The sequence below is a fragment of the Nocardioides sp. OK12 genome (assembly GCF_024341885.1).
GTDB classification, from domain to species: domain Bacteria; phylum Actinomycetota; class Actinomycetes; order Propionibacteriales; family Nocardioidaceae; genus Nocardioides; species Nocardioides marinisabuli.
Map to the genome: position 1 here is coordinate 406992 of NZ_BNET01000002.1, position 22476 is coordinate 429467.

Annotated in this window: 20 protein-coding genes; 17 read left to right on the forward strand and 3 right to left on the reverse strand. The window is 70.2% G+C overall.

The annotated features are described in order from the left end of the window. Positions 1 to 273: 273 nt before the first annotated feature. Positions 274 to 1731 (reverse strand): sugar transferase, encoded by a 1458-nt coding sequence (locus tag OCU29_RS06090; RefSeq protein ID WP_261819194.1) that lies wholly within the window; start codon positions 1729 to 1731, stop codon positions 274 to 276. Positions 1732 to 1916: 185 nt separating this feature from the next. Here OCU29_RS06090 and OCU29_RS06095 point away from each other — a divergent pair, with 185 nt between their 5' ends. The 10 genes from OCU29_RS06095 (at position 1917) to OCU29_RS06140 (ending at position 11966) form a co-directional block, all read left to right on the forward strand. After that, entirely contained in the window at positions 1917 to 2687 is a 771-nt protein-coding gene (locus OCU29_RS06095; protein ID WP_261819195.1) for an enoyl-CoA hydratase-related protein, read from the forward strand. Positions 2688 to 2759: 72 nt separating this feature from the next. Beyond that, positions 2760 to 3449: a dihydrofolate reductase family protein gene (locus OCU29_RS06100; protein ID WP_179615330.1), complete on the forward strand. Its 690-nt coding sequence runs from the start codon at positions 2760 to 2762 to the stop codon at positions 3447 to 3449. 67 nt (positions 3450 to 3516) lie between these two features. After that, positions 3517 to 6129, forward strand: coding sequence for a reprolysin-like metallopeptidase (locus OCU29_RS06105; RefSeq protein ID WP_261819196.1), 2613 nt, complete (start codon positions 3517 to 3519; stop codon positions 6127 to 6129). A 164-nt stretch (positions 6130 to 6293) separates the two neighbouring features. Then, on the forward strand, positions 6294 to 7316 hold the full coding sequence (locus OCU29_RS06110) for a MoxR family ATPase (RefSeq protein WP_261819197.1): 1023 nt from the start codon (positions 6294 to 6296) through the stop codon (positions 7314 to 7316). Positions 7317 to 7323: 7 nt separating this feature from the next. Further along, positions 7324 to 8214, forward strand: a complete 891-nt coding sequence (locus OCU29_RS06115) for a DUF58 domain-containing protein (protein WP_261819198.1) — start codon at positions 7324 to 7326, stop codon at positions 8212 to 8214. Beyond that, positions 8198 to 8653 (forward strand): hypothetical protein, encoded by a 456-nt coding sequence (locus OCU29_RS06120; RefSeq protein WP_261819199.1) that lies wholly within the window; start codon positions 8198 to 8200, stop codon positions 8651 to 8653. The genes OCU29_RS06115 and OCU29_RS06120 overlap by 17 nt, the downstream gene beginning before the upstream one ends. Continuing rightward, positions 8650 to 9696, forward strand: coding sequence for a VWA domain-containing protein (locus tag OCU29_RS06125; RefSeq protein ID WP_261819200.1), 1047 nt, complete (start codon positions 8650 to 8652; stop codon positions 9694 to 9696). Before OCU29_RS06120 ends, OCU29_RS06125 begins: the two co-directional genes overlap by 4 nt. Beyond that, on the forward strand, positions 9693 to 10613 hold the full coding sequence (locus tag OCU29_RS06130) for a VWA domain-containing protein (protein WP_261819201.1): 921 nt from the start codon (positions 9693 to 9695) through the stop codon (positions 10611 to 10613). The genes OCU29_RS06125 and OCU29_RS06130 overlap by 4 nt, the downstream gene beginning before the upstream one ends. Next, the gene (locus tag OCU29_RS06135) at positions 10610 to 11335 is read left to right on the forward strand and encodes a hypothetical protein (RefSeq protein ID WP_261819202.1); all 726 of its coding nucleotides are present in this window, start codon (positions 10610 to 10612) and stop codon (positions 11333 to 11335) included. Before OCU29_RS06130 ends, OCU29_RS06135 begins: the two co-directional genes overlap by 4 nt. Before the next feature lie 37 nt (positions 11336 to 11372). After that, entirely contained in the window at positions 11373 to 11966 is a 594-nt protein-coding gene (locus OCU29_RS06140; protein ID WP_261819203.1) for a rhomboid family intramembrane serine protease, read from the forward strand. Here the strand turns inward: OCU29_RS06140 and OCU29_RS06145 are convergent. Beyond that, positions 11956 to 13320 (reverse strand): sugar nucleotide-binding protein, encoded by a 1365-nt coding sequence (locus OCU29_RS06145; protein WP_370463661.1) that lies wholly within the window; start codon positions 13318 to 13320, stop codon positions 11956 to 11958. The two genes, OCU29_RS06140 and OCU29_RS06145, sit on opposite strands and share 11 nt — an antisense overlap. A 69-nt stretch (positions 13321 to 13389) precedes the next feature. After that, positions 13390 to 14388, reverse strand: a complete 999-nt coding sequence (gene rfbB / locus OCU29_RS06150) for a dTDP-glucose 4,6-dehydratase (RefSeq protein ID WP_261819205.1) — start codon at positions 14386 to 14388, stop codon at positions 13390 to 13392. A gap of 43 nt (positions 14389 to 14431) precedes the next feature. On the opposite strand from rfbB, the gene rfbA reads away from it, so the two are divergent. The 7 genes from rfbA to OCU29_RS06185 all read left to right on the forward strand — a co-directional run bounded on the left by rfbA (position 14432) and on the right by OCU29_RS06185 (position 22469). Beyond that, positions 14432 to 15298: a glucose-1-phosphate thymidylyltransferase RfbA gene (rfbA, locus tag OCU29_RS06155; protein ID WP_261819206.1), complete on the forward strand. Its 867-nt coding sequence runs from the start codon at positions 14432 to 14434 to the stop codon at positions 15296 to 15298. Between the two features lie 65 nt (positions 15299 to 15363). Next, a complete protein-coding gene (locus OCU29_RS06160; RefSeq protein ID WP_261819207.1) occupies positions 15364 to 15909 on the forward strand; it encodes a hypothetical protein in 546 nt (181 codons plus the stop codon). Further along, positions 15906 to 16835, forward strand: a complete 930-nt coding sequence (locus OCU29_RS06165) for a glucosyl-3-phosphoglycerate synthase (protein WP_261819208.1) — start codon at positions 15906 to 15908, stop codon at positions 16833 to 16835. Before OCU29_RS06160 ends, OCU29_RS06165 begins: the two co-directional genes overlap by 4 nt. 12 nt (positions 16836 to 16847) lie before the next feature. Further along, positions 16848 to 17972, forward strand: coding sequence for a PAS domain-containing sensor histidine kinase (locus tag OCU29_RS06170; protein WP_261819209.1), 1125 nt, complete (start codon positions 16848 to 16850; stop codon positions 17970 to 17972). 432 nt (positions 17973 to 18404) lie between these two features. After that, on the forward strand, positions 18405 to 19151 hold the full coding sequence (locus OCU29_RS06175; RefSeq protein ID WP_261819210.1) for a hypothetical protein: 747 nt from the start codon (positions 18405 to 18407) through the stop codon (positions 19149 to 19151). Positions 19152 to 19323: 172 nt separating this feature from the next. After that, a complete protein-coding gene (locus OCU29_RS06180) occupies positions 19324 to 20697 on the forward strand; it encodes a hypothetical protein (protein WP_261819211.1) in 1374 nt (457 codons plus the stop codon). Between the two features lie 422 nt (positions 20698 to 21119). Beyond that, a complete protein-coding gene (locus tag OCU29_RS06185) occupies positions 21120 to 22469 on the forward strand; it encodes an MFS transporter (protein WP_261819212.1) in 1350 nt (449 codons plus the stop codon). The last annotated feature ends 7 nt before the right edge of the window (positions 22470 to 22476 follow it).

Below are 22476 nucleotides of genomic sequence, written 5' to 3' on the forward strand. Positions count from 1 at the left end.
CGTCTTGCCTGCCCTCGTCGACATCAACCCGTCTCAACTAGGTATGTCGGACTCGGCGATACTGAAGCCCTTTGCTGCGGGCACAGCGGTTCTCACGCACCCGGGCCAGCTCACTGCTCTCGACGACGAAACCATGGCACTCCGGTGCCGGCGTACGCACCGCTATCGGGCGACCATCATCGCCTCACTCACGGTGTCCGGGAAAGCGGGGGACCTTCGTTGGCTCGTTTCGGGGTGCCCTGCTGGCTGCGAAGCAACGGGATGGGTGGAGCCCTAGTAGGCGCCTCGACTACTAAGTACTGCACCAACCGTGCGTCCCAGGATTGAAAGATCCTGCAACATCGACCAATTGTCGACGTAGTACAAGTCCAGCCGGACTGCTTCTTCGACAGTCAGGTCATTGCGGCCCGAGACTTGCCAGAGCCCGGTCATTCCCGGACGGACGTGCAACCTTCTGCTCATTGATGAGTCGTACAACGCGACCTCTCGCGCGACCTGAGGGCGGGGACCGACCAGGCTCATGTGCCCTAGAAAGACATTGAAGAGCTGCGGAAGTTCGTCAACCGACAGCCGGCGCATCCACCGGCCGGGGGGAGTGATCCGCGGGTCGTCCTTCATTTTAAACAGCAGCGCCGAAGCGCCGTGTGCTTCTTGCAGGCCGGTTACCAGTGCTTCAGCGTCCTGGATCATGGTTCGAAATTTGAAGCAAGAGAACTCGTTGCCGTTACGTCCGACTCGATTGTGTCGGAAGAAGACGGGGCCACGGTCGTGCAACTTGATCTGCAGCGCGACCACGAGGAATAGAGGGGCAAAAGCCATGATGAGGACGGCCGACCCAAAGAGGTCGAAAGCACGTTTCCCCCAGCGTGATGCGTCACTCCAGGTGGGCGGTTCTATGTGCATCAACGGAAGACCGCCGACGGGACGGATGGAGATGCGTTCATTGGAGACATCTGTGACGCTGGGAGCGATGACTACCTGCACCTGGCTTTGTTCAAGGTCCCAGACCACCCGGCGGAACTGCGCCGAGGAGCCCACCGCCCCTCCAGCAAAGAAGATCGCATCGGCGCGGTGATGCGCCACTAGCGACGTCACTTCATCGGAATTGCCGACCACGGGAAGGCCCGTCGCGGTCTCTTCGCTCAGGTCGTATTCCGGAGTCAGGGCGCCAATCACTTCGTATCCCAGCCAAGGCTCGCGCCCCAGCACCCCCGCAATCTCGTCGACGTGGGATCGAGTGCCAGAAATGAGCACACGCTGCCGAAGAAGTCCCCGGCGTCGGGCGGTATGCAGCGCTCGCCGGAGTAAGAAGCGTCCCAGGAACAGCGCGGGCACGCCCAGCCCATAGGCCAGGACGAAGAAGCCGCGGGAAAGATCAAACTTCACGAGGTAGGAACCCACCCCGGTGATGCCGGCCGCCAGTAGGCTGGCGTCCAGCACCCTGCGGTACTCGTCCGTGCCAACGCCGAAGACGTCTCGGTGGTAGGCACCGAGGATAACCAATGCCGCGATCCAGCCAAGGATCATGAGCGGGCCCGCGATGACAACCTGTTCCTCGACAGATGCCGACGACGCGAAGAGGTCGAGGTGCCGTCGGCCGACTATGGCCACCAGGCCGACGATCGTCATCAGCAGCAGGTCAATGATCAGGGCGGACGTCGGCAGGTAGCGCAGCATTCGACTGGGAGTCGCGGTCGAGGTTGCCTGTGCGTGATCGGACGTGGTGGTCACGCCAACTCCCCATGATGCTGTAGAACGACGGCTGAGCGCCTGAGACGAGCCGACTTTACGCGCTCCCGCGCGTCGACGCATATCGCGGAGGTGAACCCGCTGTAAATTGCTCGACCGCGCTGGTCAGGCTCTCCGTGTGGGATGCGCGCATTCCTCCCGGGTCCCCGCGCCGTACGCTCACCGCCGTGAGCGAGGAGACCCCCGACCTGCTGGTGACCCGAGGCGACGGCGTGGTGGAGGTCACCTTCGACCGGCCGCAGCGTCACAACGCCTTCACCCGCGACATGTACGCGGCGCTCAAGGACCTCTGCGCCGAGCTGCGCGAGAGCCCCGAGGTGCGGGCGCTGGTGCTGCGGGGCGCCGGTGGGCGGGCGTTCGCGGCCGGCAACGAGATCTCTGACTTCCTCGAGCAGGACCCGGTCGCCTATGAGGACTGGATCCGCGAGCTGCTCGAGTCCTTGTTCTCCCTGCCCCAGGTCACCATCGCGGCCGTCGACGGCGTATGCGTTGGGGGAGGGCTCGCGGTGGCCACCCACTGCGACCTGCGCATCGCCACCGCCGGCTCCCGCTTCGGCTACCCGATCGCCCGCACCCTCGGCAACGCCCTGGCCGCCTCGATCGTCTACCGCTGCGCCACCGTCTTCGGTGAGCCCATCACCCGCGAGATGCTGCTGGCCTCGCGGCTTGTCGGCGCCGACCGGGCGTACGCCGTCGGGGCGCTGATGAGCGTCACCGAGGACCTCGACGCCGAGCTGGCCACGGTCCTCGACGGGCTGCGCGCCGCCTCACCGGTGACGCTGCGGGCCACCAAGGGCCAGCTGCTCGACCGCGCCCAGCGCCTCGAGGCGTCGCCGGCCGGCGACACCGACCTGCTGCGCGAGGTCTACACCGGCCCTGACTTCGCCGAGGGGGTGCGGGCGTTCCTGGCCAAGGAGAGGCCCGCGTTCGGACGCTGAGACGAGCCTGAGACAGTAGGTGCGCGTCGACGCGACCGGTTGGCGCGGAGTCCTGGGGGATGGAGTAGGCCCATGCGAGTGCTGTTCGGTGCGACACCCAACGACGAGGTCAGCGACGACGACCTGACGACGCTCTACGCCTCGGAGGCCAGCGCCGCCAAGCCGTGGATGCGCTGCAACATGGTCAGCACCGTCGACGGCAGCGCCACGGGCGCCGCCGGTGACTCCGGCTCGATCAACAACGACGCCGACGGCCGGGTCTTCCACACCCTGCGCGCGCTCGCCGACGTCATCGTCGTCGGTGCCGGCACCGCCAAGGCCGAGCGCTACGGGCCCACCGACCGGCCGATCGTGCTGGTCAGCCGCAAGGCGCAGGTGCCCGAGTCGCTGCGCGACGCGCCCGCCGGCTCGGTCTACCTGGCGACCTGCTCGCGCTCCGACGGTGTCGACTCCGCGCGCGAGATCCTCGGCGAGGAGCACGTGCTCACGCTCGGCTCGCACCGCGTCGACCTGCCGCTGCTCAAGAAGGAGCTCGCCGAGCGGGGCTGGGTCAACCAGCTCTGCGAGGGCGGCCCCCACCTGCTGCGCGACCTGGTCTTCCAGGGCTGTGTCGACGAGCTGACCGCCACCACCGTGCCGCAGCTCGTGGGAGGCATCAACGGGCGGATCACCGAGGGCGCGCCGATCCAGACCGAGCTCGACCTGACCCTGCTGCTCGAGGACCACGGCACGCTGCTCGGTCGCTGGCGCGTCAAGAACTGATCAAGCAGACTGACGAGCGGCTCCGGACGGTCCTCGGGGGAGCCCACCTCTCGACGAGACGGACACGATGACTCGCTCCCGCCTGGCCGTGCTGGCCGCCACCGCGTTGGCCGCCGGCATGCTGCCCGCACTGTCCACCACGGGTTCCGCTGCGGCCGCACCGATCACCCTGCGCGCCGACGCCGACGACATCTTCACGACGCTGCCGGGCTTCGAGCCTGACGGTGACCGGGTGCGGGTCGAGGCCTCCGACTTCGCTGCGGTCAGCATCGACCTCGGCGCGGCCCGGGCAGCCCTGACCAGCGCACCCACGCGGGCGGCGGCTCGCGGTGAGGTCTTCGAGCTGCCCACACCCGACGGTGACGCCGAGCGGTTCCGGGTGCACCGCACCACGGTGATGGAGCCGGCGCTGGCCGCCGCGCACCCCGAGCTGCGCAGCTACGCCGGCCAGTCGCTTGACACCCCCGGGCGCAGCGTCGTCCTCGACATCACCCCGCTGGGGCTGCACGCCTCGGTGCGCGGTCCCGGCGGCGACTACCTCGTGGACCCGGCGTACGACCGGCGCGGCACCACCGCGCACCTGAGCTACTACGCCAAGGACGCGACCACGCCGGTGCCCGACCTGGTCGCCCAGGAGGAGCCGCGCGAGGTGGCCCCGCGCGTCGGCACCGACAACGCCGACCCCGAGGCCGGCGAGCTGGTGACCCGGCGCACCTACCGGATCGCGATCGCCAACGACCCGTCGTACGCCGAGTACTTCGGCACCGACAACGTGCTGGCCGAGAAGTTCACGCTCATCAACCGGGTCAACCAGGTCTACAACGACGACCTCGGCATCCGGATGGTGCTCATCGACGACACCAAGGAGCTCAACTTCGACACCGAGGCCAAGGCGCACGGAGTCGATGGCCCGTGCGGATCGGCTCCCTGCTTCGACCCGCCGGTGGGAGACGACCCCGAGGCCGACGACTACGTGCCCGGGATGCTGGACTACTGCAGCCCCGGCGCGCTCGGGCGGATGCGCACCGTGCTCGGCCAGGTCGTCGGCGCCGACTCCTACGACCTCGGTCACCTCGTGCTCGGCGTCAACGGCGGCGGCGTCGCCTACCTCGGCGTCGTGGGCCAGGACTACTCCTCGGGCGGCTGCACGGGCCTGCCCGAGCCGCGAGGCGACTTCTTCGCGATCGACTACGTGGCCCACGAGATCGGCCACCAGTTCGCCGGCAACCACACCTTCAACGGCACCAAGGGGGCCTGCGGCGGCAACATCGCCGACGCCTCGGTCGAGCCCGGCTCGGGCTCCTCGGTGATGGCCTACGCCGGCATCTGCGGCACCGACGACCTCCAGCCGCACACCGACCCGTACTTCTCCCAGCTCACCATCGAGGAGATCACCTCCTTCGTGACCCAGCGGGTGCGCGCGTCGTACGAGGTGCAGACGGTCTCGCTGCGCGGCTTCGACAGCCCGGGCGACAGCCTCGAGATCCGCTTCGGTGACGCGAGCCGCACCGTCACGCGCGGGGAGAACTACACCCGCGCCGGGGTCGAGGCCGCCGTCGAGGCCGTCACCGGCGTCGAGGTGCGGATCGCGCGCTGGGGCTACGACGCCTACGGCGACTTCAGCCAGGCCATCGCCAGCCCCGGCGTGCCCAGCGAGGCCGGCTTCCAGGTCATCTTCAACGACGAGCTCGACCCCTTCGGCAGCGGCAACGGTGAGCGGAAGAACTACCCCTCGCTGCAGGTCGTCGGCGGCGAGGGCGTCACCGCCTTCGTCGGCGAGACCACCAAGGGCGGCGCCGCCTCCAACCGCGGTGACCAGGTCACCGAGACGGACAACCACAGGCCGGTCGTCAGCGCCGGGCGGAACCGGGTCATCCCGGCCCGCACCCCCTTCGAGCTCAAGGGGTCCGCGACGGACGCCGACGGAGACGACCTGACCTACATCTGGGAGCAGGACAACACGGGGCTCGGCACCGCGTTGACCGACAACCGCAAGATCTTCGGTCCGCTCTTCCGGATCTTCAGCGACAACGCCGTGGTCACCAACGACGCGGCGCTGCTGAGCCCCTCACCCGGGCAGAACAACGCCGGGAGCAGCGCCAAGCGCAGCTTCCCCGACCTGGGCCAGGTGATGCGCGGCGTCACCAACGCCGAGACGGGCGCCTGCCCGACGCCTCGCATCGACACCGAGGAGGAGGAAGAGGCCGAGACCGTCATCATCACCGACGCCGAGCTGGACTGCTTCTCGGAGTTCCTGCCCGCCCGCGACTACGAAGGCACTGCGTCGGAGAACAACCGCAAGCTGGTCTTCCGGCTCACCGCCCGCGACGGCTTCACCGAGGGTGGCGGCTCGTCGTACGACGACGTGAAGCTGCGGCTGAAGAAGAAGGCCGGGCCGTTCCTGGTCAAGAACTTCGACGACGGCGAGGCCATCAAGGGAGGCAAGAAGGTGCGTATCGCGTGGGACGTGGCCCGCACCCGGTCGCTGGCCAAGAACGTGCGGATCAAGCTGACCACCGACGGTGGCGAGACGTGGCGCAACGTGGTCCGCAAGACCAAGAACGACGGTGCGGTGCGGGTCAAGGTCCCGGACGTCACCAGCGACGACGCGTGGTTCAAGATCGAGGCGCGCGGGAACGTCTTCTTCGACACCAATGACGAGGCGTTCTCGATCGAGTAGTTGTGCTTGAGGTCCCGCGGGCGGGCTGGTGCCTTGCTCGCGGGGTCTCGACGACACTCGTCGCTGGCGCTCCTCGTTGCTCGACCAACGGTGCGGGTTAAAGGATCCAAGTGGCTCTGGGGGATGATGTGCGTGCTGCGCACACGACTCTGCTGGGAGACCGCATGACCTCGACGGCCACCGCAACGGCGGGGACCCTCACCGACGACGAGCTGGCGCAGGCGGGGGAGCTGCTCTCCGGGGTCGCGGCCGCGTTCGACGCCAAGGTCGTCGGCCAGCAGCGGCTGCGCACCGCGATGCTGGTCGCCCTGATGACCGAGGGCCACCTGCTGCTCGAGAGCGTGCCGGGCCTGGCCAAGACGCTCGCGAGCTCGACGCTCGCCGAGGCGGTGCAGGCGAAGTTCGCGCGCATCCAGTGCACGCCCGACCTGCTGCCCAGCGACATCATCGGCACCCAGGTCTACGACCCGCGCCACCACACCTTCGAGACCCAGCTCGGGCCGGTGCACGCCAACATCGTGCTCCTCGACGAGATCAACCGCGCCAGCGCCAAGACGCAGTCGGCCATGCTCGAGGCGATGCAGGAGCGCCAGACCTCCATCGCCGGGCAGGTGCACCGGCTCCCGCGTCCCTTCCTGGTGCTGGCCACCCAGAACCCGATCGAGGAGGAGGGGACCTACGTCCTCCCCGAGGCGCAGATGGACCGGTTCCTGCTCAAGGAGGTCCTCGACTACCCCAGCCACGAGCAGGAGATGACGGTGCTCGACCGCATCGTCGACGGCACCCTGGGCCGGGGCTCCCAGCAGCTCGCCAGCGATGGCGTGGTCACGCCCGGCCAGGTGCAGGAGCTGGCAGTGCTTGCCGAGCGCGTCTACGTCGACGACGCCGCCAAGCGCTACATCGTCGACGTCGTGCACGCGACCCGCGACGCCTCGCGGGTGCTCGGCGCCGAGGTCGGCGCCTACGTGGAGACCGGTGCCAGCCCCCGCGCGACCATCGCCTTCCTCCAGGTCGCCAGGGCGCTGGCGGTCCTCCACGGTCGCGGCTACGTGGTGCCCGAGGACGTGCGCGAGCTGGGGCACAGCGTGCTGCGCCACCGGCTGCGCCTGTCCTTCGAGGCCATGGCCGACCGGGTGCCGGTCGACAGCATCATCGACGCGCTCTTCGCCGCCGTACCGACCCCCTGAGCACGCGGTGACCGGTCACGTCCCGCGGGTCAAGGCCCGGTTGAGCCTGCACGCCCACCGCCGGGTGCGCGGCCACCTCGAGGGCGAGTACGCCTCGGCACAGGTGGGGCGCAGCATGGACTTCAACGACCTGCGCGAGTACGTGCGCGGCGACGACGTGAAGGACCTGGACTGGAAGGCGTCGGCCCGCACCGGCCAGATGCTGGTCAAGCGGTTCGTCGCGCAGCGCAAACACACCGTCCTGCTCGCGGTCTCCACCGGGCGCGAGATGGCGGCCGCGAACGCAGTAGGCGTCCCCAAGCGCGACCTGGCCGTCTTCACCGCTGGTCTCGTGGGCTGGTTGGCCGTGCGCCACGGCGACCTGGTCGCCCTGGCGCACGGGGACGCCGAGACACAGGCGGGGGAGCGGGCCGCCGGCGGTGAGCTGCACCTGGAGCGCTGCCTGGGCGCCGTCCACGATGCGACCACGACGCGAGCGGCCGCATGCGACCTGCCTGCCCTGCTGCGCCACGTGGCCCGCACCGTGCGGCGCCGCACGCTGCTGCTCGTGGTCTGTGACGACACCGAGGCCACCCCGGCGCTGGTCTCGGCGCTGCGACGGATGACCGCCCAGCACGAGGTCCTGATGATCACCATCGGCGACCTCGACCCCACCGTGCTGCCCGCCGAGGCGGCTCCGGCCCTGGACCTCGGGCGCGGGCGGCTGCTGCCCTCGTGGGTGCGTGGCGACGACGAGCTCGCGCAGCAGCTGGCCGAGACCAGCGCAGCCGAGTCCCGGGCCTTCCGCGAGACCTGCGCCTCGTTGGGCGTCGTGCACGAGCACGTGAGCGACGAGGCGGGCGCCCTGGCCGCCGTGGGCCGGCTCCTGGAGAGGCAGCGTCATGCGCGCCGGCGGTGAGCTGCGCCCGCCCGCGGCGTACGACGACCAATGGCTGTGGTGGGCGGTGGCGGCCCTGGCCGCGGTGGCGGTCTACTACGTGCTGGTGCTGTGGGCGACCCGGACCCGCCTGGAGCGGAGCCAGCCCACGGCGGGGCACCGCCCGGACGACGTCTCCTCGCGCCTCGACCGCATCGCCGCCGCGGTCGGCAACGGGAGCATCACCCCACGGGAGGGGCACCAGCAGATCAGCGAAGCCGTCAGGGCCCACGTGGCCGCCGTCAGTGACCTCCCTGCCCGCAGCATGACCCTGGCCGACCTGCAGCAGGCTGCCCCGGGGCCGTTGGCGGACCTGGTCGAGCTGGTCTACCCACCGGCCTTCGCGCCCGGCAAGGCGACGGCCCGCGAGCGGTTCGACATCGCCTTGCAACGAGCACGTGAGGTCGTGGCGACGTGGTGAGCCTGCCCGATCTGCGGTGGCCCTGGGTGCTGCCGGCGGTCCTGGTGCTGCTCGTCCTGCTGCTGTGGTGGTGGGGAAGGGCGAGGCGACGTCACGCCTGGGACAGCCCCGGGGTCGTGCTGGTGGCCGGCGTCGAACGGCTGCGCCGGCTGCCGCGCTACCAGTCCCTGCTCCGCCGCCGCCTCGCGGCCTACGCGGCCGTCGCGGTGGCCACGCTCGCCGTGGTGGCCGTCGCCGCGCTGCTAATGGCGCGGCCGCAGACCATCGAGGTCGAGCAGCCCGACCGGCGCAGCCGCGACATCATGCTGTGCCTCGATGCCTCGGCGTCGATGGACGACGACAACGTGGCCGTCGTCGACGAGGTCCGCGACATCATCGGTGAGCTGCCGGGTGACCGGATCGGGCTGACTCTCTGGTCGCAGACCGCCGTCACCGTGCTGCCGCTCACCGACGACGTCGACTACGTGCGGGCGGCGCTGGAGTCGTCGCGCGAGGCGTTCCGGACCAGTGACGAGACGTTCTTCGGCGGGGTGCAGCTGAACTCGAAGGGGGCGTCGCTGATCAGCGACGGCATCGTCTCGTGCACGCAGCGCTTCGACAGGCCGTCGCAGGAGCGGACCCGGATCGTGCTGGTCTCCTCCGACAACGACCCCAAGGGGGACCCCGTCTACACCCTGCCGCAGGCCGCGGCGTACGCCGCCGAGCAGGACGTGGTGGTCTACGCCGTCGCGGCCCCCGAGCTCGGAGAACAGGCGAGGGCCGAGGATCGGGCCGACTTCGCCGACGCGGCCGCGACCACCGGCGGTTTCCTGGCGCTGGTCGGGCAGGACGGTGCGACCGGCGAGATCGTGAGCCGGATCGACGACCTCGAGAGGCGCAAGGTCGCGGAAGCCCCGCGGCAGGTCAGGCGGGACGACCCGGCGACCGCGGTGCGACTCGCCTCGGCGGCACTGGTGGTCCTGCTGGTGGCGTGGGTCGCTCAGTGGGTGCTGCTGGGGATGCGTCTCCCGACGCACTCGCGACGTGCCGGAGGGGAATCGTGAGCCGGGCGAGCGTGGTGGTCGTACTGCGGCGGTCGGCCATCGTCGCCGTGCTGCTGGCGATCGCCACGGGGCTCGGCAACGTTGACGCCCCCACCCCGGAACGTCGACCGCTCCTCGATGTGGTCGTCGCCGTCGACACCACCACCTCGATGGCCGCCCAGGACCACGACGCGGGTTCGAGGTTGGCGGCGGCGCGCGACGACCTGGTGGCCCTCACCCAGGCGCTCCCGGCGGCGAGGTACACGCTGGTGTCCTTCGGCTCCGAGGCAGAGGTCGAGCTGCGTTCCGGCACCGACCCCGTCGTCGTCGAGGAGGAGGTGCGCGCCCTCGAGGTCGAGGCCCCCACCGACGGTCAGGGGTCCCGGGTGGATCGCGGCCTCCCCCTGCTGGAGGACCTGGTCGCGCCGGAGGCGTTGGAGGAGTCGGCTGGACTCGTGGGCGGTGCCGACCTGCGGCGGGTGCTGGTCTTCATCAGTGACGGTGAGAACACCGCCGAGGGTGAGCAAGCCTCGTTCGAACCGCTCAGCGACGACCTCGACGCCGCTCTCGTGCTGGGGTTCGGCACCGCGCAGGGAGGTCGGATGCCCGCTGACGCGGGACAGCGCCGGCAGGACGAGAACGCCGGATGGGTGCTCGACCGCGAGACCGGGGCGCCGGCACTGTCGCGCCTCGATGAGGACAACCTGCGCGACATCGCCGAGGAGAGCGGTGGCTCCTACGTGCACCGCACCGGTGCGGACGGCATGGTGACCGTCGCCGCGGAGCTCGAGGAGGCCGCCTACGCCGGTCTGGAGGAAGTGGACGCCGAGCGCCAGGTGACCTGGCTGTGGGCGACCCTGCTCCTGGTCCTCCTCCTGCTCGAGCTCCGGGTCGCGTGGCGGGAGATCTCCGAGGGCATGAGCGAGGTCAGGTCATGACGGCGACCACTCTGCGAGAGAGGTGGCGCAAGGGCCTGCTCGTCGCAGGGCTCCTGCCGTTGCTGCTCGCCGTGGCCCTGGTGGTCAAGGTCGCGTTGATGGTGGGCTACGACCGAGGGGGCCGCGCGGCGTACGCCGAGGAGTCCTTCCGCGAGGCACGCTCGTCGTTCGCCGCCAATGCCGTGCTCAACTGGTTCGAGCCCTGGGTCGCGCCCTACGACGAGGGCCTGGCCCGCTACCGGTTGGAGGACCACGACGGCGCGGTTCGGCTCTACCGACTGGCGTTGGTCGAGGCCCCGGCGACGGAGCAGTGCCGAGTGCGGGTCAACCTCGCCCTCGCGCTGGAGGCGCGTGGGGACCGTGCCTCGGCGGAGGGGCGACCCGATGACGCCCGTGTCGAATGGACGGAGGCCCTGTCGGCTCTGGACGCCGGGAGGTGCCTGGACCTGTCGGAGGCGTCCCGACCCGCCGACGTCGCAGCGGCTCAGATCGTCGACGATCGGGTGCGGGGCAAGATGGCCGAGGAGACCACCGACCCGCCGCTCGAGCCCGAGCCGCCGCGGGAGGAGCCCGAACCCCCGCCGCCGACGTCCGAGCAGCTGGCCCAGCTGGAGGAGCAGAACCAGAAGGCGCAGGAGCGGCGTCGCGAGGAGCAGGAGCGGCGTGAGGACCGTCAGCGGCCGACGCCGCCGGAGGGGGAGCCGCCGGTCTACGAGTGGTGAGCCGAGGCCGCGTTGGACGGTTGCCTACCCTGGGGGCATGAGCGCCACGCGGACGTCGGTCGATCGACGAGGCACCTGGTTGCCCGCGATCGTCATTCCGCTCGGCTTCGTGGCGCTGCTGTGGGTCGTCGAGATCGGCGACCAGCTCACCCCGGGCGCGACGCTCGACGACAACGGCATCCGACCCCGCACGGACGAGGGTCTGGTCGGGGTGCTGCTGGCCCCGCTGCTGCACGGCGGCTGGGGGCACCTGGTCAGCAACTCCGGGCTCGCGTTGCTGCTGTTCTTCCTCGTCCTCGTCGGCAGCGTCTCGCGCGGTCTGCTCGCCACCGCGGTCATCTGGGCGGTCGCCGGCCTCGGCACCTGGCTCGTCGCCGGCTCGGGCACCAGCCACATCGGCGCCTCGGGGCTGGTCTTCGGGTGGCTGACCTACCTGGTGGTGCGCGGCTTCTTCGCCCGGAGCGCGGGGCAGATCGTGGTCGGGCTGGTGCTGTTCCTGATGTACGGCTCGATCTTGTGGGGCGTGCTGCCCGGGCAGCCCGGGATCTCCTGGCAGGGGCACCTCTTCGGGGCCCTCGGCGGGCTGGTGGCTGCGAGGCTGCTGGCATCGCGCCCGGCCGCTACTCGCTGACGTTGAGAGCGGCCCGGCAGTAGTCGACCAGGGCGGCGTCGGCCTCCACCGGCTCGAAGCCCGTCGACTCCAGCTTGGACAGGTCGAGGACGCTGGTGGCCGGGCGGGGCGCCGCCTGCTTGCCCTGCATGTAGTCCGCGGTGCTGATCGGCGTCACGTCGTCCGATGAGCGGCCGGCCAGCTCGAAGATCCGGCCCGCGACGTCGGCCCACGACGTCGCGGCTCCACCGTTCGAGACGTTGTAGGTGCCATGCGGCGCGCCGGTGTCGACCAGGTGCCTGGTCGCCCGTGCGAGCTCTGCGGCGAAGGTCAGGCGACCCACCTGGTCGTTCACCACGGACGGGCTCACCCCTCGCCCGGCCAGGTCGAGCATGGTGCGGACGAAGTTGCGTCCCTCGCCCACGACCCATGAGGTGCGCAGGAGGTAGTGGCGGTTGGCGGTCGCCACGGCTAGGTCGCCCGCGGCCTTGCTCTGGCCGTAGACCCCCAGCGGGCTGAAGGGTTCGGACTCGTCATGGACGCGCGAGCCGTCGAAGACGTACTCCGAGGAGTAGTGGACCAGCGTGAACCCGTGCTCGGCCGAGAGCGTGGCCAGCGTCGCCGGGCCGCGGGCGTTGGCAGCCCAGGCGGAGCGTCGGCCCTCGGCGGTCTCGGCGTCGTCGACGGCGGTATAGGCGGCGGCGTTGACAACCAGTCCGTAGTCGGACCACGGCCAGGCTGCCAGTGCCGCGTCGTCGGTGAGGTCGAGGGCCAGGACACCGCTGGCCTCGTCGGCGCGACGACCGGCCAGGTCGGCTTGGGGGAACTCGGCAGCCAGCGCGCGTCCGAGCTGTCCGGTGGCTCCGATGATCAGGGTCTTGAGGGGGCGTACCGGCTCGACGGCGTCGAGGCTGGGGTTGGCACGGTCCTTGTCGGAGACCTCAGCCTCGTCGAGGCTGATCGGCCAGGGGATGGCAGCCGTCGGGTCGCCCAGGTCGAGGGCGGGGTAGCGGATGCCCGGTCGCCAGTGGGCGTTGACCAGGTAGCTGTAGACGGTGTCGTCCTCAAGCGCCTGGTAGCTGTTGCCGACGCCCCGGGGCACGAACACCGCTACCGCGGGGTCGAGCTCGAGGTGCACGGTCGCACCGAAGGTGGGTCCCTCCCGCATGTCGACCCAAGCGGCGAAGACACGCCCGGCGGCGATGGAGACCAGCTTGTCCCAAGGCTCGGTGTGGATGCCGCGGGTGGCGCCACGGTGGGCGTTGTAGGACATGTTGTTCTGCACGGGGCCGAAGTCGGGCAGGCCGGCTGCCACCATCTTCTCGCGCTGCCAGTTCTCCTTGAACCAGCCACGCGAGTCCTCGTGCACCGGCATCCGGACCACGAGCAACCCGGGGATCGCGGTGGCCTCGACGCTCAGGGCGGCGGGGGAATCAACCACGGGTCACTGCCCCTTCGCGGCGTACGTCGCCTCGACGCCCTCCTTGTGGGGCCGCCACCAGCTCTCGTGGTCGACGTACCACTCGATGGTTTTGGTCAGCCCGGCCTCGAAGTCGCCGAACCGGGGCTGCCAGCCCAGCTCGTCGCGCAGCCGGGTGGAGTCGATGGCGTAGCGCAGGTCGTGTCCGGCCCGGTCGGTGACGTGGTCGAAGTCGTCGGCGGGGCGACCGAAGTGGCGCAGGATCAGGCCGACCACGTCGAGGTTGTTCTTCTCCCCGTCGGCGCCGATCAGGTAGGTCTCGCCGATCTGTCCCTCGTTGAGGATCGTCCACACGGCCGAGGAGTGGTCGTCGGCGTGGATCCAGTCGCGGACGTTGAGGCCTGCGCCGTAGAGCTTGGGGCGCTGGCCGGTGATGACGTTGGTGATCTGGCGGGGGATGAACTTCTCGACGTGCTGCCAGGGGCCGTAATTGTTGGAGCAGTTGGAGATCGTGGCCCGGACGCCGAAGCTGCGCACCCACGCGCGCACGAGCAGGTCGGAGCCGGCCTTCGTGGCGCTGTAGGGGCTGCTGGGGTTGTACGGCGTCTCCTCGGTGAACCGCTCGGGGTCGTCGAGCTCGAGGTCGCCGTAGACCTCGTCGGTGGAGATGTGGTGCAGCCGCGTGCCGGCCCGTCGCACCGCCTCGAGGATCGTGTAGGTGCCGACGATGTTGGTCTGCACGAACGGCGACGGGTCGCTCAGGGAGTTGTCGTTGTGCGACTCGGCCGCGTAGTGCACCACCGCGTCGTGCTCCCCCACCAGCCCGTTCACGAGGTCGGCGTCGAGGATGTCGCCCACGACGAGGTCGACCCGGTCTGTCGGGAGTCCGTCGAGGGACTCGCGAGTGGACGCGTAGGTGAGCTTGTCGAGGACGGTAACGCGGGCGTCGGTGTGCTCCACCAGGTGGTGCACGAAGTTCGAGCCGATGAAGCCGGCGCCGCCGGTGACGAGGATGCGATCCATGGGGCGCAGCCTAGAGATCCAACGTTGCTCTAGGGTAAACGCCATGCGCGGCATCATCCTGGCCGGTGGGACCGGCTCTCGTCTCCACCCGATCACGCTCGGCATGAGCAAGCAGCTCGTGCCGGTCTACGACAAGCCGATGATCTACTACCCGCTCTCGACACTGATGCTGGCCGGCATCCGCGACATCCTCATCATCACCACCCCACATGAGGCCGCGCTCTTCACCCGGCTGCTGGGGGACGGCAGCCAGTTCGGCATCAACCTGACCTACGCCGTGCAGCCCAGCCCCGACGGGCTCGCCCAGGCCTTCACGATCGGCGCCGACCACGTGGGCGACGAGCCGGTCGGGCTGGTGCTCGGAGACAACATCTTCTACGGCCCTGGCATGGGCCACCGGCTCAGCCGGTTCGCCGATCTAGACGGCGCAGCTGTCTTCGGCTACCGGGTGGCGGACCCCACTGCCTACGGTGTCGTCGAGTTCGACGACCGGAAGCGCGCCATCTCCCTCGAGGAGAAGCCGACGCACCCGCGCAGCCACTACGCCGTCCCCGGGCTCTACTTCTACAGCCCCGACGTCGTCGACTACGCCCGCGACCTCAAGCCCTCCGACCGCGGCGAGCTCGAGATCACCGACCTCAACCGCATCTACCTCGAGCAGGGGCGCCTCCAGGTCGAGGTCCTGCCGCGGGGTACCGCCTGGCTGGACACCGGCACCTTCGACTCGCTCAACGACGCCAGCAACTTCGTGCGCACCCTCGAGCACCGGCAGGACACGAAGATCGGTGCGCCGGAGGAGGTCGCGTGGCGGGCAGGCTTCCTGACTGACGAAGAGCTCGCCGCCCGAGCCGCGCCGTTGGTCAAGAGCGGCTACGGCAGCTATCTCCTCCGCATCCTGGAAGAGAAGTAGCTGACGCCCGCTCTGCGAACGGGCGCCGACATCCGTGCTAGCGCGTGCTGGCTAGAGTCGCTGGCGTGGTGAGCCCTGGGGTCAAGATCGCGCTGGTGCCGGGCGTGCTGGCGCTGCTGCCGGCGTACGCCGGGCGGGTCGACCCGGTGGCGGGGCTGCGGGCAGCTGCTCTGGCTGCCGTGGAATGGCTGGGCCCCGATGTCCAGGTCATTGGGGATTCGCAGGGGTTGCGGGTGGCTGAGGCGCTGGGTGTGTCACCGGGCCTCGACGACGCTCGTCGCCGGGGCTCCTCGCTGCTCGACCCACGACGGGGCGGGTCGGTGCTGGTGGTGGCGAACGGGTCGGCTCGGCGGTCGGAGAAGGCGCCGGGCCATCTCGACGAGCGCGCCGCCGCCTTCGACGCCGAGCTCGAGAAGGCACTGCGGTCAGGTGATGTCCAGGCGCTGCGGGGTCTCGACCGTAGCCTGGCGACTGAGCTGTTGGTCGGCAACCCCGACGGGCTGGCGGGATTGGGCGACCTGATCGTGCCGGGTGTCGGCGCCGAGATCGACTACGCCGACGACCCGTTCGGAGTGCAGTACTGGGTGATGCGTTGGAGCAACCCGGCGTGATCGCCACCCACCGGTGGGACGACTGGTCGCTGGCCGACCTCCTCGAGGCCAAGGGTGAGCACCGGGTCAGCCTGGTGGTGCCGGCGCGCAACGAGGAGGGCACCGTCGGGGAGGTCGTCGCGCGCACCCGCGATGCGCTGATGGAGACCGTCGCGCTCGTCGACGAGCTGGTGGTCATCGACTCCGACTCCACTGACACCACCTTCGCAGTCGCCACCGACGCCGGTGCCGCGGTGCACCGCTCCAAGGAGGTCCGTCCCGATCTGGGCAGCCACCCCGGCAAGGGCGAGGCGATGTGGAAGTCGCTCTTCGTGACCACCGGCGACCTGATCGTCTTCATGGACGCGGACCTGCTCGACTGGGACACCCACTTCGTGCCCGGCCTGCTCGGCCCGCTGCTCACCAACTCGCAGACCTCGCTGGTCAAGGGCTTCTACGAGCGCCCCGGCGCCGATGGGCTGCAGGGCGGCCGGGTCACCGAGCTGGTCGCCCGGCCCTGGCTCGCGCTCCGGCACCCCGAGCTCGCCGGGCTGGTGCAGCCGCTGGCGGGGGAGTGGGCGGTGCGCCGCTCACTCTTCGAGTCGCTCTCGGTGCCCACCGGGTACGCCGTCGAACTCGCCGCCCTCGTCGACAGCGCCCGACTGCACGGCGTCGAGGCGATTGCCCAGGTCGACCTGGGGCTCCGCTCGCACAGCCAGCAGCCGCTGCTCGACCTCGGCGCGATGGCCACCCAGATCCTCGCGGCCATGCTGGCGCGCGAGGGCGGCGCCGCGTCCGAGATCGTTGAGGTGGCGCTGCGCCAGTTCCGCCCGGCCGGAGGTGCGATCGAGGCTGTCGAGCGCGGCGTACCGACGCTCGAGCGACCGCCGGCTCGAGATTTGACCGCGCGTCCCGTCGCTCCCACCCCGGGTGAGCCGCCTGGTTGAGACACTGCTCCGATGAGAGTGGGGGACCAGGGCGTCGGCGAGCGCGCGAGCGGCGAGGAGGCCGAATCGACCAGCAGCGAGATGCTGCGCGCCACCCTTGATGCCGTGCCTGACGCCGTCATAGTCGTCGGTGAGGACGGCGTCATCACGGCCGCCAACACGCAAGTCGAGCCGGTCTTCGGGTGGCGGCCCGAGGAGCTGGAGGGCCAGCGCATCGAGGTGCTGGTCCCGCCGCGGCTGCGCGCCACCCACCCGCAGCGGAGAGACGGCTACAGCCACCGCCCGATGGGGCTGCTCCAGCTGCCGGCGTACCGGCGCGATGGTGTGGAGTTCCTCGCCGAGATCTCCCTGGCCTCGGTGCCGCTGGGTGAGCGACGGCTCGCGGTCGCCACGGTGCGCGACATCACCGAGCGGCTGCGCCTCGAGGCCGAGGCCGACCGGCTGCGCGACGAGTTGCTCGCCACCGTCACCCACGAGCTGCGCACTCCGCTGACCTCGATCATCGGCTACGCCGAGCTGCTCGACGAGCTCGAGCGGGATGCGCTGACGCCACTGGGTCGCGACATGCTGGAGAGGATCCGCAGCAACGCCGATCGCGAGCTGCGCCTGGTCACCGACCTGCTCACCATGGCCGTCGGCAACCTCGACCAGATCCGGTTGCGGCTGCAGGACGTCGACGTGCTGGCATTGGCCGGCGAGGTCGTCACCGAGCGCCGCCGTGAGGCTCGCCGCAAGGGCGTGTCCCTGCACGTGCGTGGCGACGCCGAGACCCTCACACCGGTCCGCGGCGACCGGCACCGCCTCACCCAGGTCATCGACAACCTCGTCGGCAACGCCGTGAAGTTCACCCCGGCCGGCGGCCGGGTCGACGTCACCGTCAGCGCGCTGGCCGACTCGATCGTCATCACCGTCGCCGACACCGGCGCCGGCATCGTGCTGCAGGAGCAGAAGAAGGTCTTCGAGCGGCTCTACCGCAGCCGCAGCGCCACCGCCGACCAGGTCCCCGGCACCGGCCTGGGCCTGGCGCTGGTCGACGGCATCGTCGACGCCCACCGCGGCAGCGTCGCCCTCACCAGCACCCCCGGCGAGGGCACCACCGTGACCGTGCAGCTGCCGCTGCGCCCGCCCGAGGACTGAGACGGACGTCACTTGCCTCCCCGCCCCTCGTTGAGCGGGCATGCGTCGCCTCTCCGCCGGCCCGTCGGCTGCGAGCTGGTGCTGCCGTTCGTGGGCGGCCCGCCGCCCGCCTGAGCGAGAGGCGGCCGCCGGTTGGCCATCACGGGAGAACCGACTGGTGCGCAGTGACTGCGCCGGCCATAACATCTGTCGGCCTCGACTGCCCCGATTGGCGCTGCGACCGCCGCCGTGCAGGCCGGCGCCACGACGCCCGCAAAGATCACCAACGCAGCGGCGGCTACCTATCGGCAGCCCGTGATCGTGCCGTCCGAGTTGGCAACCGCCCCCTCGCCTGTGCCTACCCCCTCCGACCTGACGGTTGCGGCGGGTCGAATGGTTGTGGACTATCGCCGCCAGGTCGGCACCGTCAGCAACAGGTGGCAGCGAGGCAGCGTGCAGCACACCGAGGTGTTCGGCGCCGACGCTGGCGCCGTGGGCGACTACGCCGCCGACAACGGCTTTATTGTCGCGGTCGACGCGATCCTGGTCGACGGCACGGACGGTAACGGCGAAGGCGGCACCACGCACCGAGACAAAAACGTCGCCGGCTACTTCGGGACGCACCGCTCGGGCGGCACCCGCTCGGGATGGGCCCTCAATAGCGTCACCACCACCGAGGTCTCGCCGTCTTCGACCATGCAGACCATCGGCTACGAGATCGACATCAACAACAACTCCGGTGTCGACGCGGGCGAACTCACCTCCCTTGACGGCCTCGTGGTCATTACGCCATCCCCCGGTTTGGCGTCCTCCTCGATGCCGCCAACGGCACGAAGTGGCTCGTCGGACACCCGCTACATCTTCGATGCGGAGGTCGGGGCGCACCAGTCCCGCACCTGCGTTGCTGGCGTCGACCGGCAGGTCGGGGAGCTTGACGCCCGCGGCGTCCTGACCCTGAGCAATAACATCGGCGGTGCGCCGACCATCACCGCGGGCGGCAGCGCCGCCGCCGTGCCCCTCACGCCCTCAACGAAGGGCGGCACAATTATCGCCCTCAACGCGCCGACGCGCCTGCCGGCCTACACCACGGCTGGACGCCCTGCCGCGTTTGTCGGCGTCGGGCTCACGGTGTGCCCGAGCAGGCGGCCGATGCACTCGAATGGCGCGACGTGGCGCGACGCGGCAGGGGTGGCGGTCTGATGCAGGGCATGCCCTACGGCCTCGCGGTCACCATTGACCAGCAGGCCTTAGCCCTCGCCCAGGGTGGCGATCGAATCGAGGCGTTGGAACGCGAAAACACTGAGCTTCGCGCACAGCTCTCTTCCCCTCCGCCCGACTGAGCGCCTGGCGGGCGGTGCCTTAACCTTGCCCGGTGGACCCGATACTCGCCGCGACCGCAGGCGGAGCAACCTTCACCCTGTGCGTCCTGGTGGGCTCATCGCCGCGGCTGTTCGTCACGCTCACCGCTGGCTACATCCTGTTCTTGCCAAAGGTCAGCGTCGTCCCCATCCCCGGCACCACAGTGGGACTTCGCGGCGAGGACGTGCTCATCGCCCTCCTAGCGGTCAAGGTTGTCCTCGACCTGCTTGGCTCGGCCCTACCCGCGGAGCTGATCCGCGTCGCCAAGTGGCTCTTTGCGCTCCTGCCGATCGGGCTGGTCGGGATCGTCATGGGACTCGATGACGGGATCTTCGAGTCTCCCCTAGTGGCGATCCTGTTCCTGGCGCGTCGTTACGAATACTTCGTCCTAGCCGTCGCCGCCTATCTCTACTTCCGCGACCGGCAGGCTCACCGAGATCAGGCGCTGCGGCTCCTGGCAGCAGCCGTGTGGGTCAACGTGGCCGTGGCGCTCGCACAGGCGTTCGGCGTCGTTGGGGGCATTCCTGACGGCGAGTATGTCGACGTCTCGGACCGCGTGATCGGCCTAACGGGCGGCCCCTACGAGCTGGCCGCGCTCCTCACGATCGCCCTGCCGCTGTTCGTATGGCGAGTCACGTCGGGGCACCAGCGAACCTCCGCGCTGGTCGCGGTCGTCGCGATATTGACGGCCCTGTGGTTCACCCAGTCCCGCGTCGGCCTGGTCTCCGCCGGACTTGTCATCGTCGCGATGCTGATCGTGGCCGCACGCAGGAGCCCCAACCTGATTGTCGCTGGCACCTTCGCGACCGCCCTCGGGGTCATGGCCGTTGTCCTGCGACCTGCCGCCACATCGTCGGGGGAAAGCCGGTTCGCCACCGTCGAGCCGGCGAGGATGTGGGAAGCGACCAAGGTTGCATACTCAAGTGGCGACTACCGCCTGATCGGCAACGACCGGGTCGTCTCGAGCATCAGCGACCAGTCCTTCGCGTTGCGCATCGACCGCTGGTTCAACTACCTCGACGGACTTATGCGGTTCAACCCCATCGCCGGCCTCGGGCCCTCTGCGGGCAAAGAGGCTGTGGATGGCAACTATGTGCGGGTGCTGTTCGAGTTCGGGCTCTTGGGGCTGGCCGTTCTCGCGCTGCTAATTCTGGCCGTGCGCCGCGCTGCGCTGCGGATGCCGGACGGTCCGCTGCGGGCGATGGCAGTCTGGGGCGGTCTGGGCCTGCTGGCACAGGCCACATTCATCGACGTCTTCGAGGCGTCGAAGGTGGCCGAGACCTATTGGTTCGTGTTCGGCCTCGGCATCGCGGGCATGATCGCCGAGCGCGACTCTGAGCCGAACGAAGCGTCCTCAACCAATCCCGCGTCAGCGCTAGGCAGGTAGCCGACGCACTCCCACCTCTGCACCCCGCAAGACGTCGGGGTCTATCGGCGCTCCCTCATCAAGCCCGCCAAATGACCGGGATAGGCTGGATAGCTGTTACGGCGCCGGTAGGAATCACGACCCCGAGGAGGAAGCGGGAGCGAAGCGCCCAAGCACGAGACCAACACCCCGAGAGCGTGCCCCGGCTCAGTTGCCTGCATGTCGCGCGATGACACCGTCTGACACGTGACGACGCCAGGCCCGACGTCACTGGGGGGTGTGTACACGCCGGGCCTGGCGTCACTACTTCTGTTCCCCGCACGTCGCGACTCATGCACCCGATCGAGTTATTTCATGATTTGTTGTTCGAGGGCCCGCCTGGCCGGTCCGCCCGCCCCTTTCGCCGGGGAATGCGGACCCCGCCCGGGACGTTGAGATAGATCGTGCCCATCGACGACTCACGCCGCGTGTCCATGCTCATCGGCGTCCTGTTCGGTCTGGCGGGCATGGGCTCGGCCGCCGCGGCCGTCGCGCTGCCGGCGCTGGGTCAGGACTTCGGCATCGGGGTCGGCGCCACTGCCTGGACGATCAGCCTCTACGCGCTGATGTTCGCGGTGACCACCGCGCTCTACGGCCGCTTCTCCGACCTCGTCGGCATCCGCACCCCGCTCCTGGTCGGCATCGGCCTGATGACCGGCGGCGCGCTGCTGGCCGCCCTCGCGCCGACGTACGGCGTGCTGCTCTTCGCCCGCCTCGTGCAGGGCGCCGGTGCCGCGGCCGTGCCGACGCTGGGGGTGGCGATCCTCAGCGGCCGGTACGACGGCGCCGTGCGCGGACTCGCGCTCGGCCGGCTCGCCGGCACCGCGGCGGCCGTCACCAGCCTCGGCCCGCTGCTCGGCGGGGTCGTTGAGCACGCCTTCGGCTGGCGCGCGGTGATGGCGATCCCGATGCTCGGGGCGCTGGTGATCCCGTTCGTGTGGCGCGCGCTGACCACCGAGGGCAGCGGCGCCCAGCTCGACGTAATCGGCGCGATCCTGGTCGCCCTGACCGCCGCCGGGCTGGTGCTGCTCATCCAGTCGCCCTCGACCGGCCTGGTCATCGCGCTCGTCGGGCTGCTGCTGCTGGGTCTCGGCACCCCGCTGGTCGCGCTGCAGGTGCGACGGCGACCCGACGGCTTCCTGCCACGCGACGTGATCCGCAACCCCGTCGTCGTACGCTCCGCGCTGGCCGCGGCCGCGGTGCCCGCAGCCTGGTTCGGGCTGCTCATCGCCGTGCCGGCGGTGCTGGTCAGCGGAGCCGGCTGGGAGCCCTGGCAGGTCGGACTGCTGCTGCTGCCGTCCTCGGTCGTGGCGGTCCTGATGCCCCGCTTCACCGGCCCGATGCTCACCCGCATCGGGGCGGTCCGCACCCTGGCCATCGGCGCCGTCGCCTCGTCGCTGGCGCTCTTCCTCGCCGCCTGGGGCGCCGCCGTGCTCTCCCCGGTGCTGCTCGCCCTCGTGCTGATCCTGGTCACCTTCGCCTTCGGCGCCGGGCAGCCCGCCCTCTCCGCCTCGGTCGGGGAGGCCGTGCACGTGCACGTGCGCGGCGTCGCGCTCGGTATCGCGACCCTGGTCTTCATGACCGGCGGCTCCGTCGGCTCGGCGATGGTCGGCGGGCTCGGTGGGGTCACCGGGCTGCCGTGGGCGCTGGCGATCCTCGGGGTGCTGCCGCTGCTGGGCATGACCGCGCTGATCAAGATCCTCAAGCACTCCCCGGAGGCCGTGCTGGCCGAGGCGGACATCGAGCTCGACTGAGCCGCGC

Coding starts and splice junctions, on each gene's coding strand:
- OCU29_RS06135 (WP_261819202.1), top strand. CDS start 10,610: ATGACGGCGACCACTCTGCGAGAGAGGTGGCGCAAGGGCCTGCTCGTC.
- rfbA (WP_261819206.1), top strand. CDS start 14,432: ATGCGCGGCATCATCCTGGCCGGTGGGACCGGCTCTCGTCTCCACCCG.
- rfbB (WP_261819205.1), bottom strand. CDS start 14,388: ATGGATCGCATCCTCGTCACCGGCGGCGCCGGCTTCATCGGCTCGAAC.
- OCU29_RS06145 (WP_370463661.1), bottom strand. CDS start 13,320: ATGCCGGTGCACGAGGACTCGCGTGGCTGGTTCAAGGAGAACTGGCAG.
- OCU29_RS06170 (WP_261819209.1), top strand. CDS start 16,848: ATGAGAGTGGGGGACCAGGGCGTCGGCGAGCGCGCGAGCGGCGAGGAG.
- OCU29_RS06140 (WP_261819203.1), top strand. CDS start 11,373: ATGAGCGCCACGCGGACGTCGGTCGATCGACGAGGCACCTGGTTGCCC.
- OCU29_RS06100 (WP_179615330.1), top strand. CDS start 2,760: ATGCGAGTGCTGTTCGGTGCGACACCCAACGACGAGGTCAGCGACGAC.
- OCU29_RS06120 (WP_261819199.1), top strand. CDS start 8,198: ATGCGCGCCGGCGGTGAGCTGCGCCCGCCCGCGGCGTACGACGACCAA.
- OCU29_RS06110 (WP_261819197.1), top strand. CDS start 6,294: ATGACCTCGACGGCCACCGCAACGGCGGGGACCCTCACCGACGACGAG.
- OCU29_RS06105 (WP_261819196.1), top strand. CDS start 3,517: ATGACTCGCTCCCGCCTGGCCGTGCTGGCCGCCACCGCGTTGGCCGCC.